Source organism: Roseateles sp., from assembly GCF_052436255.1.
GTDB lineage: Bacteria > Pseudomonadota > Gammaproteobacteria > Burkholderiales > Burkholderiaceae_C > Pelomonas.
Window position 1 is genome coordinate 1 of the sequence record NZ_JBQVNP010000016.1, and the last position, 16,936, is coordinate 16,936.

The 16,936-nt window shown below is 66.9% G+C and carries 14 protein-coding genes; 3 read left to right on the forward strand and 11 right to left on the reverse strand.

The features are described from left to right. A partial coding sequence (locus tag ACT6S0_RS06165) for an SDR family NAD(P)-dependent oxidoreductase (RefSeq protein WP_444763009.1) occupies positions 1 to 529 on the forward strand: 529 nt, incomplete at its 5' end. Positions 530 to 807: 278 nt separating this feature from the next. Here the strand turns inward: ACT6S0_RS06165 and ACT6S0_RS06170 are convergent. The 7 genes from ACT6S0_RS06170 to ACT6S0_RS06200 form a co-directional block, all read right to left on the reverse strand. Further along, complete coding sequence (locus ACT6S0_RS06170) at positions 808 to 2,667, reverse strand: hypothetical protein (protein ID WP_444763010.1); 1,860 nt, start codon at positions 2,665 to 2,667, stop codon at positions 808 to 810. After that, positions 2,652 to 3,161: an ABC-three component system middle component 2 gene (locus ACT6S0_RS06175; protein WP_444763011.1), complete on the reverse strand. Its 510-nt coding sequence runs from the start codon at positions 3,159 to 3,161 to the stop codon at positions 2,652 to 2,654. The genes ACT6S0_RS06170 and ACT6S0_RS06175 overlap by 16 nt, the downstream gene beginning before the upstream one ends. After that, positions 3,158 to 4,303, reverse strand: coding sequence for an ABC-three component system protein (locus tag ACT6S0_RS06180; RefSeq protein WP_444763012.1), 1,146 nt, complete (start codon positions 4,301 to 4,303; stop codon positions 3,158 to 3,160). The genes ACT6S0_RS06175 and ACT6S0_RS06180 overlap by 4 nt, the downstream gene beginning before the upstream one ends. 256 nt (positions 4,304 to 4,559) lie before the next feature. Then, positions 4,560 to 6,425, reverse strand: coding sequence for an ABC transporter ATP-binding protein (locus tag ACT6S0_RS06185; protein WP_444763013.1), 1,866 nt, complete (start codon positions 6,423 to 6,425; stop codon positions 4,560 to 4,562). Between the two features lie 145 nt (positions 6,426 to 6,570). Next, on the reverse strand, positions 6,571 to 8,340 hold the full coding sequence (locus tag ACT6S0_RS06190; protein ID WP_444763014.1) for an ABC transporter ATP-binding protein: 1,770 nt from the start codon (positions 8,338 to 8,340) through the stop codon (positions 6,571 to 6,573). Further along, positions 8,337 to 8,834: a GNAT family N-acetyltransferase gene (locus ACT6S0_RS06195; protein ID WP_444763015.1), complete on the reverse strand. Its 498-nt coding sequence runs from the start codon at positions 8,832 to 8,834 to the stop codon at positions 8,337 to 8,339. Before ACT6S0_RS06195 ends, ACT6S0_RS06190 begins: the two co-directional genes overlap by 4 nt. 20 nt (positions 8,835 to 8,854) lie before the next feature. After that, complete coding sequence (locus tag ACT6S0_RS06200) at positions 8,855 to 10,288, reverse strand: sodium:solute symporter (RefSeq protein ID WP_444763016.1); 1,434 nt, start codon at positions 10,286 to 10,288, stop codon at positions 8,855 to 8,857. Positions 10,289 to 10,393: 105 nt separating this feature from the next. On the opposite strand from ACT6S0_RS06200, the gene ACT6S0_RS06205 reads away from it, so the two are divergent. Further along, on the forward strand, positions 10,394 to 13,435 hold the full coding sequence (locus ACT6S0_RS06205; protein WP_444763017.1) for an ExeM/NucH family extracellular endonuclease: 3,042 nt from the start codon (positions 10,394 to 10,396) through the stop codon (positions 13,433 to 13,435). Positions 13,436 to 13,452: 17 nt separating this feature from the next. Beyond that, entirely contained in the window at positions 13,453 to 13,944 is a 492-nt protein-coding gene (locus ACT6S0_RS06210) for a PEP-CTERM sorting domain-containing protein (RefSeq protein WP_444763018.1), read from the forward strand. Between the two features lie 48 nt (positions 13,945 to 13,992). Here the strand turns inward: ACT6S0_RS06210 and ruvC are convergent, their stop codons facing one another. The 4 genes from ruvC to ACT6S0_RS06230 form a co-directional block, all read right to left on the reverse strand. Next, positions 13,993 to 14,541, reverse strand: a complete 549-nt coding sequence (gene ruvC / locus ACT6S0_RS06215; RefSeq protein WP_444763019.1) for a crossover junction endodeoxyribonuclease RuvC — start codon at positions 14,539 to 14,541, stop codon at positions 13,993 to 13,995. A gap of 160 nt (positions 14,542 to 14,701) precedes the next feature. Further along, positions 14,702 to 15,694: a phosphatidate cytidylyltransferase gene (locus tag ACT6S0_RS06220; protein ID WP_444763020.1), complete on the reverse strand. Its 993-nt coding sequence runs from the start codon at positions 15,692 to 15,694 to the stop codon at positions 14,702 to 14,704. Next, the gene (locus ACT6S0_RS06225; protein ID WP_444763021.1) at positions 15,691 to 16,344 is read right to left on the reverse strand and encodes a lysophospholipid acyltransferase family protein; all 654 of its coding nucleotides are present in this window, start codon (positions 16,342 to 16,344) and stop codon (positions 15,691 to 15,693) included. Before ACT6S0_RS06225 ends, ACT6S0_RS06220 begins: the two co-directional genes overlap by 4 nt. Positions 16,345 to 16,396: 52 nt before the next feature. Beyond that, a complete protein-coding gene (locus ACT6S0_RS06230; protein ID WP_444763022.1) occupies positions 16,397 to 16,936 on the reverse strand; it encodes a GNAT family N-acetyltransferase in 540 nt (179 codons plus the stop codon).

Consider the following 16,936-nt stretch of genomic DNA (forward strand, 5'->3'; position numbering starts at 1 on the left):
CGGCGTGCCCACGCGCCTGGCCCATTGCGTGGGCAGCACGCTGATCGCGCCGCTGCACCGCAGCCGGGCCGAGCAAGTGCGCGAGGTACTGCGCATCAACCTGGAAAGCGCGCTGTTCACCCTGGGCGCCTGGGTGGAGGCCATGCGTGAGCCTGCGCAACCGGGCGCAGCCGTGCTGGTCAGCTCGGTCGTGGCCGGCATCGGCGTGGCCAACCACGAGGCAATTGCCGCCGCCAAGGGCGGCATCGAGGCCCTGGTGCGCAGCGCGGCGGCCACCTACGCGCCGCTAGGCCTGCGCATCAATGCGGTCGCACCCGGCATGACGGACACGCCGATGACGGCCGCCATGCTCAAGCAGCCCGCCATGCGCGAAGGCGCCGGCAAGCAATACCCGCTGGGCGGCGTGCAGACCGCCGAGCAGGTGGCCGGCGTGATGGCCTGGCTGCTGTCCGACGCGGCCGACCGGCTGACGGGCCAGGTCTTGCCGGTGGACGGCGGGTTCACGCGCATCCGGCCGCTGGTGAGGTAGGCCTAGGAGAGCTTGACACCTACGCCTTGAACTGACGGTTGCGCGCGGACAGGCGGGCGGCTTGGACGCCGAAGCTGGATGTCGATGGCTCGATTTCAGATGTCCGATGACGCGATGCGTAGGGGCAGGCAGGGAGTCCGGCTAGCTGGCCCCTATGCAGCGGGTGCGGTCCTTGACTCACCGATATCGTTGCCGTAAGGCGGTCGGACAATTTCGAAACACAACCGCGAGTGCCAGGAAGACTTCTCTATTTCGACCGGGATGGGAATTGAGCTGTCTCAGTCGTCGGCCGCGTCAGGGCCGTCATCGTCAGCCGGCGTCAGCGGCTGAGACGGCCCAACAACCCGATGGGGATAGAAGCCGGACCGGCCGACACCAGGCTTCTTCGTGAACTGAATCGGCTTGAGCTTTTCAGCGGTCTCTGCGGAAATTCGCTCGTTCTCAAGCACGATGATTTGGCCGCGGCCTGAGAACTCTGCCAGCCACGCGTAGAACTTCTCCGTGACCGTCGCGACAGGGACGTCGTGCGTTTCATCCGAGTCAGGGTCCGCGTAGGCCTTCAGGGGCGAGTCGATGACCACGACGCCAAGGTGCGGATGTCCCTGCTCAAGTGCGTGCTCCATCAGTGCGATGACAAGCGCGGACAGATACAGAGCGCGCAGTCCGGCGCCGAAGCTGAGCCGGGTGCGGTCGTTCAGCACTAGGTCGCATGCCTCCGCATCGAGAGAAATGTTTTCGATGTCCGTGAATCCCCAATGCGTCAAGTAGCCCAGCGCCGTATTCGCGACAGAGCGCCCGGACGTGCCGCCATCGCGGTTCACATGGACCTTCGGGCGCAGCTTCTGCTTTTTGAGCCGCTCAATCTCGACCTGGAGGCGCTCCATCTCATCGAAGATGGCAAGCTGAGCGGAGAGTTCAGTGCGGCGGACCGCCAACTGCTTGGGGTCGGCGGAGAACTCGATGCGCGTGCCCTGCATCACCATCGCCTCTCGGTTCTGCAGTGCATTCAGCTCGCTGCTGAACCGGTCCACATCGGCTTGCCAAGAGCCAAAGCGGCGACGCTCCCCTTCCAGGGCGGTCAAGAGGCCGGTGCGAAGCCCTCGAATCTTTCCGGCCTCCGCGTTGATAGCAGCCCTGTATCGACCTGCTGTCTCAGGCTTCGCGTCCTGCGCTTCCGTCTGAGCTGCGGTAGGCGTCCTGCAAAGGGGGCAAGGAACAGCGGGAAGCTCTTCGAAGAAAGCCACGCCCTCGTGTGCCGCCCCGAGCCGTTCCAAGTCGTTCGAGTACTTCTGCTCCAACAGCTCGAATCGGCCAATCATGGATTTGGCGTGATTTCGGCTGTTCGTGGCTCGTGCTAACTGGTCCGATGCATCCGCAATCTCGCGGCGCAGTTCGCGCAGCTTGGCGGCACGCTGGTCGTACTGGGAGGACATCGCCACCAGGACCTCATCGACCCGTTCAAGCGCATCTGAAACGTCGACTCGCTTAACGTCCTTGGGCAGCCCTATCTGTACGCGCGCCAGTGCGTCCTCGGCGGACGACAGTTGACCCTTGATGCGCTCGACCTCAGACGTCTTCTTCCGCAGCTCCACCTTGGCGTCGTCAACGCCGGTTAGGAACAAGCTGAACGAGGCCGTTCTCTTGGTAACTGCGAAGCCCTCACCACTGGTTGGGTTCTCGCTCAGAATGGCTGTCTGGGACCACAGAGCCCAATGGCGAACATCGTCGCCAGTCACCGCGCCACGTTCACTCAAAGACCGGATGATTTGCTTACCATGGGCACCGCTGCGCTCGACCAGAAGTTCACCGATGTCGTCGTCGAGTGGCTCGAACGCCAGTTCCTCCTCGTTGCCCATCGCTCGGACGTACACCGTCGGCTGGCCGCCAATCAGTGCCCGACGCACCTCGTACTCAAAGCCCTCACTTTCGAAGCGCAGCAGCAGTTCTTGGTAGCGCTCGGCGAGCGGAAACTTCTTTGGTAATTTGTCTCCGCCAAGCAAGAACCAGAGGCAATCGCGGATGTAGGACTTCCCGGTGTCGCTGGGGCCTCGGATGAGGGTTCGCTTCTCGCCGAACTCGAGTACCGCGTCTTCCCTGTCCGGACCAATGGACTTGAGACGCTTCAGGACAATTGCCACGAGACCTCCAGGTTAGATGCCGCCGTCTCGAGTTCGGCGCCCCAGAGATGGCCGCTGTCAGCGAACTGCTTGGTCAGGTCGGCCGAGTCAGAGTCCCGGAAATGCCGAGCGACCCATTCACATCGCGTTTCCAGCTTCCGCAGGTACGTCGACGTCAGCGAAGAGGTCATCGACCTCGATGCCTCGCCAGCGTGGTACGTGATGCCGTTGTCATCCCACGAGGCCGTGACCAGACCTCGTGTGCTCATCAGGTACAGACCTTGTTCGATGAGCTCTCGGCGACTCAGGAGCTCTGCTCCGCGGAAGGGGACCGGGGTATGCAGGCTGCTCGGCCCATTCAAGTCCGCCGAGTAGACGATGGCGTAGTCCAAGAGCACGAGCTTCTGCAGATCGGCACCTCGCGGCCCAAGTGACTGCAGCAGGTAGACCATGCGGATGCCCAACTCGAACGGTGAGTTGAACACTGGTAGCGCACGACGCCTGGTGGGCTTCATTTGACCCATGTCAGCTTCCCCTGATTGGCCAAGTGGTGGCACGTGCCCGGAAGGTCTCCCGGACGCAGCCGTGGCGACAGGACGCTATCGTTGACCTTCAGCCCCACGACCGAAGACAGCCCCGCATCGAGGCGCTCTTCTCCAGACTTGTGCTTGAGGCTATTTACGCTAGGGCGGACACCCACCAGCACCATATCAATCAGGGTGTTGAACTCCTCTTCGCCGTAGAGGTCGCGGCTGAACATCTTCAGCCCCTCCGCGCAGTAGAAGAGCGCACGGTGGCTCTGCAGATGCTCCTGGTAGCGCTGTTCCTGAAGCACCTCGGGGAGGGTCATCGGCTTCCCAGCATGCTCCTCGTACAGCCGGCGCAGCTCGTCAACGTAGGCATGCTCGGCCGTTGTCGGAACAGCAGGAGTGGTTGGGTCGTCGCCACGTTCAGCTTCAACGCCGAACAACTCGAAGTGCTTGGCTCGATTGAGCGCGTGCCACTCCAGAAGGTCGCGCAACTGGCACTCCACGATGGTCGAGAAGTCGTAGGTGCCAATGACGGTCTTTACCTTTGGTGTGAGCTCTGCGCTCCGCCCCTGCAGTCCAGTCTTGCCCGCAGTCCAGTCATCAAGGAAGCGCTGCTTAAGCTCCGACGGCTTGCTGAGGAGGTTATGCAAATCATTGCCAACGCCTCGCGGCGCGCACAGCAGGTATTGGCGCGGTGCCGGGTAGGTGCCCGCAACAAGCTGCAGGAAGAACTTCGCCAACTCAGGGAAAAACTCCGAGGGCGTGATGCCGGCGCTGTAGTGCTTTGCCTGATAGAGGTCCCACTGACCGGCCACGAGCGCTGGGACCAGTCGTGCCTCAACGTCGCGGCCGCCGTCACCTGCGCCACCGAGCTGCTTCACAGCCGCATACGTGGCTGCGTTGGGGAGCTTGCGTTGCAGGCAGGCTTCCTCAATGAACTTTTCCCACTGGTCAGGGGAGAAATGGAGAACAAGCGATGACGGAGGCACTACCCCGCGCTTCACTTCAAAGCTGTTCTTCCGCGGCTTGCGCGGCACTGATGCTGACTTCGCCATCGCCTGGGAGGCCGCGCTCTTCGGCGCATGCGCTCCATCCCCCCTTTCCAGCCATGGCGCTTGAGCGGCCACGTGCACGGAGTCTACCTACGGAGAACGGTCGCAACCGCTTCAGCGCCGCTACTGGGACGAATAGCCCCGGATTCCTCAGACACCCTCAAGTCGTTAGTTGGGCTGCCACCAGGTGACCATCCAAGCAGCCACTGGCGACTGACCGCTTCCAGCCTCAAACCGTCCCCCACCGTGTGAAACCATCGCCGCCACGTCTGCTTAACCGCGCCCTCAGGAGCCCATCACCAGAGCCTCGGCGGCGCTCGTCGCTGACCCTTCAACCCGGTCCCGGCAGGCCGGCCCCAGCCCGCTCGGCAACCGAGTTCGGACCTACGTGCTGGCCCACGCGGGCAACACCGCCGTCCTCCTCCTCGGCCTGCTCCAGCGTCTGCAGTTCCACCAGGCGGCGGTACAGGCCGCCGTCCAGCGCCATCAGGGCCTCGTGGCTGCCGCGCTCCTGCAGGTGGCCGTGATTGAGCACCAGGATCTGGTCGGCCGCGCGGATGGTGGACAGCCGGTGCGCGATGGCCACCACCGTCACGCGCCCGCGCAGCGCCGTCAGCGCCTCGCCCACGCGCTGCTCCGTCGCGCTGTCGATGTTGCTGGTGGCCTCGTCCAGGAACAGGATGCGCGGCGCACCGGCCAGGGCGCGGGCCATGGCCAGCAGCTGCTTCTCGCCGGTGGACACGCGGGCGCCGCCTTCGCCGAGCAAGGTGTCGTAGCCCTGCGGCAGCGCGCTGATGAAGTCGTGTGCCCGGGCTGCTTTGGCTGCGGCCTGGATGTCCGCCTCGGCAATGCCCGGCCGGCCCATCGCGATGTTGTCGCGCACGCTGGCCGACATCAGATAGGGCTCCTGCGGCACCAGGCCCACCGCGTCGCGGAAGGCCGCATCGGGCACGCTGGCCAGCGGCTGGCCATCCACCGTGATGCGCCCGGCCTGCGCCGTGTAGAAGCGCAGCAGCAGCGACAGCAGCGTGCTCTTGCCGCTGCCGGTGTGGCCGACGATGCCGACAAAGCTGCCGGGCGCGATGTCCACATCCACGCCGTGCAACACCGGGCGCGCGGGGTCGTAGCCGAAGCTGATGCCCTCGATGCGGATGCCGCCCTGCGCGATGGCGCGGCCGTCCTGGGCCAGGCCGCGATGTTCGTCCTCCTCCAGCAGCGAGCGCACGCGCGAGGCCGCCACCATGGACTGCTGGAGCTGGCCGAACTGCATGGTGATCTGGATCAGCGGCTCGACCACGCGGGCGATGTAGCTGAGGAAGGCGTAGAGCAGGCCCACCTCCAGCACGCCCATCGGCCCCACCAGCTCGCGCCGGCCGAAGGCGTAGATGACGGTGACGAGCAGCAGCACATTCATCAGGTCCAGCGCCGGGCGCAGCAGCCAGGCGTTGGCGCGCAGCTCGGCAATGCGCGAGAGGCGGTGCTCGGCATTGGTCGTTTCGAAGCGCGCGCCGAAGCGCCCCGCCGCGCCGCTGGCCTGCAGCACCGCCATGCCCGCCATGCTCTCGGCCATCTGCGCATTGATGTCGCTGCGCAGCTGGCGGGTGCGCTGCACCGCAGGTGCGGACAGCTTCTGATAGGCCAGGATGATGACGACCATGACCGGCACCAGGGTGGCGACGATCAGCATCAGCCGCCAGTCGAGAAAGGCCATGGCCACCAGCGAGCCGGCAACGACGATGGTCGAGTCCAGCATCACGTAGAGGACTTGCCGGTACAACTGGTTGACGGCCTCGGTGTCGTTGGTGACGCGGCTGACCAGCTGGCCGGTGATGGCCTTGTCGAAGAAGGCCATGGGCAGGGCCAGCACATGGGCATAGACCCGCTCGCGCAGCCGCAGGACCGAGCGCCGCGCCACGCCGGCCATGCGCGACAGCTGGGCATAGCGGATCCAGCTCGCCGCCCAGCCGGTCAGCAGCATCAGCGCCAGCAGCGTGGCCATCTCGGTGATGTCGAACTGGCGCGGCAAGAGGTGGTGGTCGATGTAGCGCTTGCCGAGGATGGGGGCAAGCACTTCGAGGGCCGCCGCAGCGACCAGCCAGAGGCCGCCGCGGATGAGATGGGGCTTCTCGGGCTTGGCGGCGTCGAGCAGCAGGCCGACGCTTTGCCAGGGCGAGGCGGGCACTGGGTCCTTCGTCATTTCAGTTGTCCATGGCGCCATGCGCCACACGCAGCGGATGAAACGGGTACGGAAATGCAACCACAGAGGCACAGAGATGCGAAGGGAAGGCCTCTGCGCGTTCCTCGGTGTCTCTGTGCCTCTGTGGTTGCCTTTGGTTTTCATCTCAAGCGGCTTCAAGGCTGGCCTCGATCTGTTGATAGCGCCATTGCGCCGCGTACCAGCCACCCAATGCCAGCAGTTGCTGATGAGTGCCGCGCTCGATGACATGGCCCTGCTTGAGCACGATGACCTCGTCGGCATCCATCACCGCCGACAGCCGGTGCGCGATGACGATGACGCTGCGGTCGGGGCGCGCCGCGCGCAGCTCGCGCAGGTGGCTGAGGATGTCGGTCTCGGTGCCGGTGTCTACCGCCGACAGCGCGTCGTCCAGCACCAGCAGCGAAGCGTCGGACAGCAGCGCCCGCGCGATGGCCACCCGCTGGCGCTGGCCGCCCGACAGCGTCACGCCGCGCTCGCCGACCTCGGTCGCGTATCCGTGCGGCAGGCGCGCGATGTCGTCGTGCACCGAGGCCAGGCGGGCGGCGGCTTCGATCTCGGCCGGCGTGGCGCCAGGTCTTGCCAGCGCGATGTTGTCGGCCACCGAGGCCGAGAACAAAAAGGGCTCCTGCGGCACCCAGGCGATGTGGGCGCGCAAGGTGGCCAGCGGCAGCTCGGGCAGCGCCACGCCGCCCAGCGTCAGCCGGCCCGCATCGGGCTCCGCCTGGCGCAGCAGCAGGCGCTCCAGCGTCGACTTGCCCGCGCCGGTGGCGCCGACGATGCCCAGCGTGCGGCCGGGTGCGAGCGTGATGTCCACGCCTTCCAGCGCCGGCCGCTTGGCACCGGGGAAGGCAAAGGTCAGCCCCTCGGCCCGCAGCGTCGTGTCGGCCGCTGAGCCCGCCAAGGCCGCCCTGCCCTCATCGGCCAGCGTCAGCGGCGCGTCCAGCACCGGCGCCAGCCGCGCCCAGGCCGCGCGGCCGCGTTCCAGCAGGGCCAGCACCCAGCCGGCCGCGAACATCGGCCAGATCAGCTGGCCCAGGTACATCGTGAAGGCGGTCAGCTGGCCGATGCTCAGCTCGCCGCGCGCCACCAGCCAGCCGCCGACACCCAACGCGATGGCGAACGCGGCGGACAGCGTCATGCCGACGGCTGGCTCGTAGGCAGCCTCCCAGCGTTGCGAGCGGAAGGTCGCCTCGGCGGCCTTGCCGGCCAGCTCGCCGAACTGCCCCTCGCTGCGCGCCACCAGGCCCAGCGCCCGCACGGTGCGCACGCCGGACAGGCTCTCCTGCACCTGCTGGTTCAGGCCGCTGAAGGCGCCGAGCGAATCCTGCGCGGCCTGGTGCAGGTGCCGCGAGATCCACCAGAAGGCCAGGGCCATCAGCGGGAAGGGCACGAGCGCCGCCAGGCCCAGGCGCCAGTCGATGCCGATCGTCATCATGGCCAGCACCAGCACCAGCGTCTGTGTGCCGTCGAAACCCGCCAGCATGGCCTCGCCCGCGGCCTGCTCGACGGTGTCGATGTCGTTGGTCGCCAGCGCCATCAGGTCGCCCGTGCGCTGAGACTGGAAGTAAGCAGGCCCTTGCAGCGCGAGCCGCCCATACAGCCGCGTGCGCAGCCGCGCGCCGAGGCGGAAGGACGCCTTGAACAAGGTCAACCGCCAGCCCGCACGCAGCAGGTAGATGACGAGGCCGGCCAGCACCAGCAGGCCGAGCTGCTTCAGCAGGGCGTCGCCCTGGAGCCCGCCGGCCACCAGGTCGTCGACGACATGGCCGACCTGGCGCGGGATCCAGACCGTCAGCGCGGCGATGCAGCTGAGCATGGCGCCCGCCGCCGCATAGTTGCGCCAGTGTTCGCGCACGAAGGCGGCGAGCATCGTGGCCAGGCTACGCGGCGTCATGTCAGGCATTTTTTGAAGTCCAGCCGGAAGTAGGTTTTTTCAGACGCCACGCCCTGGGTGTCGTGATGAACAGCGCAGGCGCGATAAGGCTCGCTTTGCAATGCCTCATACCCGAGCTTGTGGGCCAGCAAGCGCATTTCCGGGCTTTCGAACGGGTCGATGCTGACGTAGAGCTCCGCATGACCATGCCGCCGGGCGATGTCCTCCCGGGCCTGGATCAATGCCGTGGCGACGCCCCTGCGTCGGTATTGCTCGACGACATACAGGTCGCTCAGCTTCGGCAGCCGCGACTTCTTCTTGCCGTTCTTGGTGACGTCCAGGTAGAGCAGGCCGAACCCGGCGATGCGCCCCGCGGTCTCGGCCAACAGGAAATAGGCCCTTTGACCATCGCACTCATGCAGATAGGCCCTGAACAGGCGGTCGGTGTTCCTCGCCTCGCACAGCCGCGGCAAGTCCGCGGCAGTCGCTTGTCGCACTTTCGTCTCGCCGCCCACGGCCCCGCCCTCCCTCAGTGTCATCTGTTCGGCCTGGACGACGCCAGCGGCACCCGTGCATCGCTCGACCTGACCAGGTAGAGCCCGAGCCAGGTCAGCAGCCCGTTCAACAGCAACAGCTCCAACCCGATCTGGTACCCACGCCAAGGCTGCCCGAAGTCCAGCACCGCGCACAGCAACGGCGCGGCAATGCAGACCGCCACCAGGGCCCGCCCCGACACGGCCCGCGGCGTGAACATCGCGAATGCGAACAGCCCCAGCAGCGGCCCGTAGGTGTAGCCCGCCAGCTTCAGGATCAGATAGATCATGCTGGTGCTGTCCAGCGCCTTGAAGCCCAGCACCAGCGCGAGGAAGAGCAGCGCGAAGCCGTAATGCACCCGCCGCCGCGTGCGCGTGTCCTCGCGCGGTACGCGCAGCAGGTCCAGACAGGTGCTGGCAGTCAGGGCCGTCAGCGCGCCGTCGGCGCTGGGCAGCAGGGCCGACACCAGGGCCAGCACGAAGACGATCTGCACCCAGCCCGGCAGGTGCTGCATGACGACGGTGGGGAAGAGCGCATCGCCCTTGACCGCGATGCCGTTGGCTTGCGCAAACAGGGTCAGCAGCCCGCCCAGCAGCAGGAAGGCGCCGACGACGATCAGCATCAGCACGGCCAACACCAGCAGGTTCTTCTGCGCGTCGCGCAGCTTGGCCACCGACAGGCTCTTCTGCATCATTTCCTGATCCAGCCCCGTCATCGCGATGGCGATGAACATGCCGGCCAGCAGGGCCTTGGCGGAGAAGTCGCGGCTCAATGGGTCGCCGACCCAGACGCGGCTCAGGCCGGCGGCGTCGAGTTGGGCCAGGGCGCCGGTCTGCCACAGCAGCGCGATGCAGACGAACAGGCCCGTCAGCATGCCGGCGGTCTGCAGCGTGTCCGTCCAGACCAGCGCCTTCACGCCACCCTCGACGGTGTAGAGCAGGATCATCGCCAGCACCACCGCCGCGCCGATGGCAAAGGGCACGCCCAGCGGCGCCAGGATCAACGTGTGCAGCACCGCCACGACGAGATAGAGCCGCGCCGTCGCGCCCAGCGTGCGGCTCAGGATGAAAAAGGCCGAACCCAGGCGCTGAGCGGCCGGGCCCAGCCGCTCGCCGAGCAGGCCGTAGATGGAGGCCAGCCTGAGCCGGTGATAGGCCGGCAGCAGCACGAAGGCGATGACGGCATAGCCGGCCAACTGGCCGATGACGATCTGCAGATAGGTGAAGCCGTTGACCGCCACCGAGCCCGGCACGCTGATGAAAGTGACGCCGGACAGCGACGTGCCGATCATTCCGAAGGCGACGACCGGCCAGGGACTTTCCCTGCCCCCCACGTAGAAACCCTCAGCCCCGGAACCGTGCGAGACGCACCGCGCCAGCACCAACAGCAGGGCGAAGTAGGTGAGAACCCCGATCAAAAGCAGTGCAGGTGACATGGGCCCGGATGATGCCCGAGGTCACCCCCCCGAATGCGCGGGGCCAAACCGTCACAGACGCTCGTTAGCATCGCCGCCCATCGCGGTAATTTTTACTAAATAGTCATGCGCCTCAAACCTCTGGTGTCCTTCCTTGCAGCGGCCTTCGCCGCGCCGGCCGTGCTGGCTTCGGCCAACGGCGTCGTCATCAGCCAGGTCTACGGCGGCAATGGCAATGTCTACAAGAACGACTACGTCGAGCTGTTCAACGCCGGGGCCGCTCCCGTGGCGCTCGGCGGCATGTCGGTGCAGTACGCCAGCGCGACCGGCACCGGCAACTTCGTCGCCGTGCCGCTGACCAGCGTGACGCTGCAGCCCGGTCAGTACTACCTGGTCAAGCTCGGCCCCACCAGCGCGACCGGCGCGGATCTGATCACCGCCGACGCGACCGGTACGACCGACCTGTCGGGCACCAATGGCAAGGTGATCCTCGCCAGCCAGACCGGCAGCATCGGCTGCAACGGCGGCTCCAATGTCTGCAACGCCAGCCAGCTGGCGCTGATCGTCGACCTGCTGGGCTATGGCACGGCCAACTTCTTCGAGGGCGCGGCCTCCATCGCCGCCACCAGCGCGACCAGCCTGTTCCGTGCCGCCAACGGGTGCACCGACAGCGACGACAACGCCAGCGACTTCAGCCGCGGCACACCGGCGCCGCGCAACACCAGCAGCCCGCTGAATCTTTGCGGCGGCGGTGGCGGCGGCAATGCGCCCATCGTGCCGAGCTGCCCCGACCAGGTCGCCGTCAACGGCACCGCCTCCAGCTTCACCGTCAGCGCCAAGGACAGCGACAGTCGCGTGACCGCCGCGACCGTCGTCGGCAGCCTGCCCGGCGGCGTGACGCTCGACAGCTTCGTCGCTTCCAGCGCCGACGACGTGCCCGCAACGCAGGCCTTCAACGTGTCCAACACGCTGGCTGCCGGCAGCTACAACCTCAGCCTGAAGTGGGACAACGACGAAGCGCAGACGGCCAGTTGCAGCTTCAAGCTGACCGTCAGCGGCGTGGTCAGCATCCCGGCCATCCAGGGCGCGGGTGCCAAGAGCCCGATGGACGGCGCCAGCGTCACCACCAGCGGCATCGTCACCAAGCTGCTCAACAACGGTTTTTACCTGCAGGATCCGCTGGGCGACGGCGACGCCGCCACATCGGACGGCATCTTCGTCTTCACCAGCACGGCGCCCACGGTCGCTGTGGGCGACCGCATCACCGTCTCGGCCAAGGTGATGGAGTACTCGGTGTCGACCAGCGCGGCCAGCCAGGCCAACCCGTTGACCGAGCTGACCAACGTCTCCGCCATCAGCATCATCAGCTCGGGCAACCAGCTGCCCCAGCCGATGCCGGTCAGCCTGGCCAGCCTGGCCAGCCAGTCCGACATGGAACGCTACGAGGGCATGTTGGTCCAGATCACCGACACGCTGACCGTCAACCAGACCAACTTCGTCGGCAGCTGGGGCCAGCTGACCGTCTCGGCCGGCGGCCGCACGCTGACGCCCACCAACGTGTTGCGGCCCGGCCCGGATGCCCACGCCCTGCTGGCGGCCAACCTGGCCCGCAGCGTCGTGCTGGATGACGGCAGCGCGCTCAAGTTCCCCAACCCGACGCCCTACCTCTGGCAGGACGGCACCGTGCGCGGCGGTGACACCGTCGAGGGCGTGACCGGCGTCGTCGATTTCGGCCCGGCCACCGACTCGGCCAACGGCCCGCTGTCGTACAAGATCCACCCGACGGCAGCGCCGGTGTTCGCGCGCCCGCTGGCCCGCCCCACCCTCGCACCGGCGGTGGGCGGCAACATCCGCATCGGCAGCGCCAACGTGCTGAACTACTTCACCAGCGGCAGCGGCGGCGCCTTCGTGCCCGGCAGCCCGAGCTGCGGCAGCAACTGCCGCGGCGCCAACACGCTGGCCGAGTTCAACCGCCAGCGCACCAAGATCCTGGGCATGCTCTCGGGCATGAACGCCGACGTCGTCGGCCTGATGGAGATCCAGAACAGCGGCAGCAACTTCGCCGTGCAGGACCTGGTCAATGGCCTGAACGCCATGCTGGGCGCCAACACCTATGCCGCCGTGCCGCTGCCGGCCGCCGGCACCGGCAGTGACGCCATCCGCGTGGCGATGATCTACAAGCCGGGCAAGCTGGGCCTGATCGGCGCGTCGATGTCCGACACCAACGCCGTCAACAGCCGCCCGACCTTTGCGCAGGGCTTCGTCGCCGCCAACGGCGAGAAGTTCGCCGTCATGGTCAACCACCTCAAGAGCAAGGGCAGCTGCGGCTCGGGCCTCAACGCCGACCAGGGCGACCTGCAGGGCTGCCACAACCAGACCCGCAAGGACCAGGCCCAGCGCCTGCTGGCCTGGCTGCCCACCGTCAAGGCCACGGCCCAGACCGAGGACGTCATCCTCGTCGGCGACATGAACGCCTATGCCAAGGAAGACCCGATGGAGCTGCTGGCCAACGGCGGCATCGTCGACCTGGTGGCCAAGTTCGACCCGGCCGACTACAGCTATGTCTTCGACGCCGGTGCCGGCCGCCTGGACCACGCCCTGGGCACCGCCAGCATTGCCGCCAAGACCGTGGGCGCCACCAGCTGGCACATCAATGCCGACGAACCCGCCTGGACCGACTACAACACGGAGGACAAGGCCGCCGGCAATGACTGGTACCAGCCGAATGTGTTCCGTGCGTCGGACCATGACCCGGTGCTGATCGGGTTGAGCATCGTCAAGAAGCTCGACGGGACTGCGGGCAACGACGTCATCGTCGGCACGGATGGCGACGATGTCATCGAAGGCGGCCTGGGGCGCGACACGTTGACCGGCAAGGGCGGCATGAATCAGTTCGTCTATAGCAACATGCTGGACGCTGGCGACACCATTACCGACTTCGTGCCTGGAAAGGACACGCTGGTACTGACAAAGCTGTTCACGTCGTTGAGCATCGCGTCGGCGGACCCGCTGGCCAGCGGCCATGTGAGCTGCACGGCGTCCGGCGCAAATGCCGTCGTCAACATCGACCCCGATGGCAGTTCCGGCGCGCAGCGTGCCCGCCCGTTGGCCCAGCTACTCAACGTCTCCTGCGCCGCGCTGTTGTCCGCCGCCAACTTCAAATTCTGAACAGAGAAAGCCACGCCATGTTCCGCAAGACCTTGATCACCGTTGCCCTCGGCGCTGCCTTGCTTTCAGCCCAGGCCAAAACCGTCGTCGTGAACTTCACCAGCGACTCCTTTGACGCTGGCACGCTGCTCGGTCAGACCTTCTTCGGCAGCTTCAGCTTCGACGACGCCAGCCTTGGCGCCAACACCGCGAGCCTGCCCCTGCTGAGCCTGAGCTTCTCGCTGGGCGGCCAAAGCTTCACCCTTGGGCAAGAGGTCACGGGAGTGCCCAACGTGACGTTCAGCGCTGGAGCCGTCAGCGGCCTCAACGCATCTTTCACGGGCGCGATGAACGTCGACCTCAACGATGGCTTTGGATCTCCCTACGCCTTCTACCAAACCAGCGCAACCAACTTCGGCTCGGCGAACCTGAGCTTCACCACCACTCCGGTGCCCGAGCCCGAAAGCTATGCGCTGATGCTGGCCGGCCTGGGCCTGATCGGCTTCATGGCCCGCCGCCGCAAAGCCTGAGCGAACTCGCTCGGCTAGAACGGCCCGCCTCGGCGGGCCGTTTTGCCGTCAGTAAGTCCTGCCGCCCTTGAACTGCGCATGCTGGCGCCGCTGCAGCGTCGTGCTGCGGCTCATGGCCTCGAAGCTGACGCTGGCGTGGGCATGCATGATGGCGATGCCCAGGCCGTCGGCCGCATCGGTGCCGGGCAGGCCGGGCAGGTTCAGCAGGCGCTGCACCATGGCCTGGATCTGTTCCTTCTTGGCATGTCCATGGCCGACGATGGCCTTTTTCATCTGCAGCGCCGTGTACTCGCTGACGGCCAGGTCGCTGGACACCAGTGCCGTGATGGCCGCGCCACGCGCCTGCCCCAGCAGCAGCGTGGACTGCGGGTTGACGTTGACGAAGACGATCTCGACCGCGGCGCATTGCGGCTGGTAGCGCGTGACCACCTCGCGGATGCCGTCGAACAGGATCTTCAGCCGCGCCGGCAGGTCGCCGGTCGCGACGGCATTGGTCTTGATGGTGCCACTGGCGACATAGGCCAGACGTGGGCCGTCGGCTTCGATCACGCCGAAGCCAGTGGTCTGCAGGCCCGGGTCGATGCCAAGGATCCTCACTTCAGTTCTCCGGTGTCTTTGGTCTTCGGGCCGCGCGCCGGGCCGCCCCAAGCCGGCCCGCCTGAGGCTGCTGGCGGCTCGATGCCGCCAGTGGCCTCGTCCCCTCGGGGGACCAACCAGGCGCGCCCGCGTTCAGCGGCGCGGGGCTGGGCGAGGGGCATCATCTTGCCGCGCCGGCAAAGTACCAGCGCGCCGAATGGAAGAACACCGGCGCCGCAAAGCACAGCACCGCGATCCGGTCCAGCAGGCCCACCGCGCCCGTGATGGAGCTGCGGTTGCCCCAGTAGCGCACGCCGGCATCCTTCTTCAACGCCTTCATGACGAGGCCGCCGAAGCCGGCCGCCGCTGCAGTGATGAAGGCCATGGCCAGTGCCTGACCGAATTTGAAGGGCGTGATCCAGAACAGCAGGCCACCGGCGAGCGCGCCGGTCAGGGTGCCTATCCACCAGGCGCGCATCGAGAAGCTGCGGCTGATGCGCCGCGCCACCGGGCGGCGGCGCAGCGAGCGGGTCGCGATCTCCTGGGCGATCTGCGAGGCCGCCACCACCATGACGAGGAAGAACAGCAGGAAGGCCCCACGGCCGGTGTAGCCGGGGAAGTCCAGCAGCAGCAAGGCCGGCGCATGCGACAGGCCGTAGACGCAGACCATCACGCCCCACTGGATCTTGGCGTTACGTTCGAGGAAGCGGCTGGGGTCGTCGGCCAGTGCGCTGACGATGGGCAGCACCAGGAAGCCGTAGACCGGCAGGAAGACCGTGAACAGGTCGAAGAAGCGCGTGCCGCACAGCATGTACTGCACCGGCAGCAGCCCGAAGAAGGCGACGATCAGCGTGCGGTGGTCGCTGCGCTGCGTGTGCATCAGCGTGATGAATTCGCGCAGCGCCAGGAAGGAGAACAGCGCGAACAGCAGCGTCGCGCCCATGGGCCCGGAGATCCACGCGACCCAGAACATGCAGCCGCCGATCCAGGCCGCGCGCAGGTCGCGGCGCACGCGTTCCCAGGTCAGCTCGGAGGCGCGCCGGGCTTCCTCGTCTTCGCGCTCGCGCAGCGAGTTCAGGAACAGGCCGACCGTGAGCAATAGCAGGAAGCCGAACAGCACGACGAAGAGCAGCGCCACCTGCTCGCTGGCGGTCAGTTGCGCGAGCCACTTCATCCATCGGCCTCGGCGAGGCGGCCCACCAGGGCGGGGTCGGGCCGCTGTTCCATGACGGCCTCGCGGGCCCGGCACAGGAAATCGGCCTTGCTCTCGCCGGGCTGCAGCTGGATGGGCGCGCCGAAGGTGACCGTGCACAGGATGGGCACCGGCACGACCTCGCCCTTGGGCATGACGCGCTGCACGTTGTCGATCCAGGTCGGGATCAGCTGCACATGCGGAAACTGCTGGGCGAGATGAAAGATGCCGCTCTTGAAGGGCATGGGGTTGCCCTTGTTGGAGCGCGTGCCCTCGGGAAAGATGACCAGCGAGTCGCCATTGGCCAGCGCCTCGACCAGCGGCTCCAGCGGGTCTTCGTCGGGCGTGGCGCGGCTGCGGCTCACATAGATGGCATTGAAGACCTCGGTGGTCAGCCAGCGCTTGAAGGCGCTCCGGGTCCAGTAGTCGCGCGCGGCGATGGCGCGGGTCTGGGCGCGCAGCTCGTGCGGGAAGGCGGCCCAGATCAGCACGAGATCAAAGTGACTCTGGTGATTGGCGATGTAGATGCGCTGCTCGGCTTTTGGCGGGCAGCCCTTCCAGTGGCCTTGCGCACCCGTGATGAGCCGGGCGATGAAGGCGAGCAACTGGCCGGTGAAGGCGGCTGGCGTCATGGGGGCGGATTATCAGTGCCGGCCCCGTTGGCCATGGCAGGGCTTACCTACATCAGGCCGCTGCCGGCGCACGCACGGCCGCGGCGTAGATGGGGTCGATGTAGACGCGCCCACCGAACAGGAATTCCTTGCCGCCGACCTGGCTGAAGCCAAAGCGCTTGTAGAACTCGACGGCGCGCACATTGCGGTCGTAGACACCCAGCCAGAGTGTCTGCGCGGCGCGGCGCCGGGCCTGCTCATGGACGGCGGCCATCAGCCGTGCGCCCAGGCCCTGTCCGATGAAGCCGCTGCCCAGGTAGAGGCGCCACAGCTGCAACGGCGCAGGCCCTGTCACGCAGTCAGGTGCAGGCTCGGCACGCAGGATCGCATAACCGGCCAACTGCTGGCCCACCCGGGCCAGCAGCGTCGTGCAGGCCGGGTCGCGGATGACGCTGTGCATGACGCCGGGCTGGAAGTGCTCGGCGACGTAGTCGGTGATCTCCTGCGGGTCGTCCAGGCCGCGATAGGTGTCGGTGAAGGCCTGGCCCGCGAAGGCCGCCAGTGGTGCGGCGTCATCGGCGGTGGCAAAGCGAATGGCGGGAGTCGTCGGCAT

Bases quoted from the DNA above. Each gene is read 5' to 3' on its own strand.
- ACT6S0_RS06175 (WP_444763011.1), bottom strand. From the start codon at position 3,161: ATGAAGCCCACCAGGCGTCGTGCGCTACCAGTGTTCAACTCACCGTTC.
- ACT6S0_RS06225 (WP_444763021.1), bottom strand. From the start codon at position 16,344: ATGACGCCAGCCGCCTTCACCGGCCAGTTGCTCGCCTTCATCGCCCGG.
- ACT6S0_RS06220 (WP_444763020.1), bottom strand. From the start codon at position 15,694: ATGAAGTGGCTCGCGCAACTGACCGCCAGCGAGCAGGTGGCGCTGCTC.
- ACT6S0_RS06200 (WP_444763016.1), bottom strand. From the start codon at position 10,288: ATGTCACCTGCACTGCTTTTGATCGGGGTTCTCACCTACTTCGCCCTG.
- ACT6S0_RS06190 (WP_444763014.1), bottom strand. From the start codon at position 8,340: ATGACGCCGCGTAGCCTGGCCACGATGCTCGCCGCCTTCGTGCGCGAA.
- ACT6S0_RS06230 (WP_444763022.1), bottom strand. From the start codon at position 16,936: ATGCCGACGACTCCCGCCATTCGCTTTGCCACCGCCGATGACGCCGCA.
- ACT6S0_RS06185 (WP_444763013.1), bottom strand. From the start codon at position 6,425: ATGACGAAGGACCCAGTGCCCGCCTCGCCCTGGCAAAGCGTCGGCCTG.
- ACT6S0_RS06210 (WP_444763018.1), top strand. From the start codon at position 13,453: ATGTTCCGCAAGACCTTGATCACCGTTGCCCTCGGCGCTGCCTTGCTT.
- ACT6S0_RS06205 (WP_444763017.1), top strand. From the start codon at position 10,394: ATGCGCCTCAAACCTCTGGTGTCCTTCCTTGCAGCGGCCTTCGCCGCG.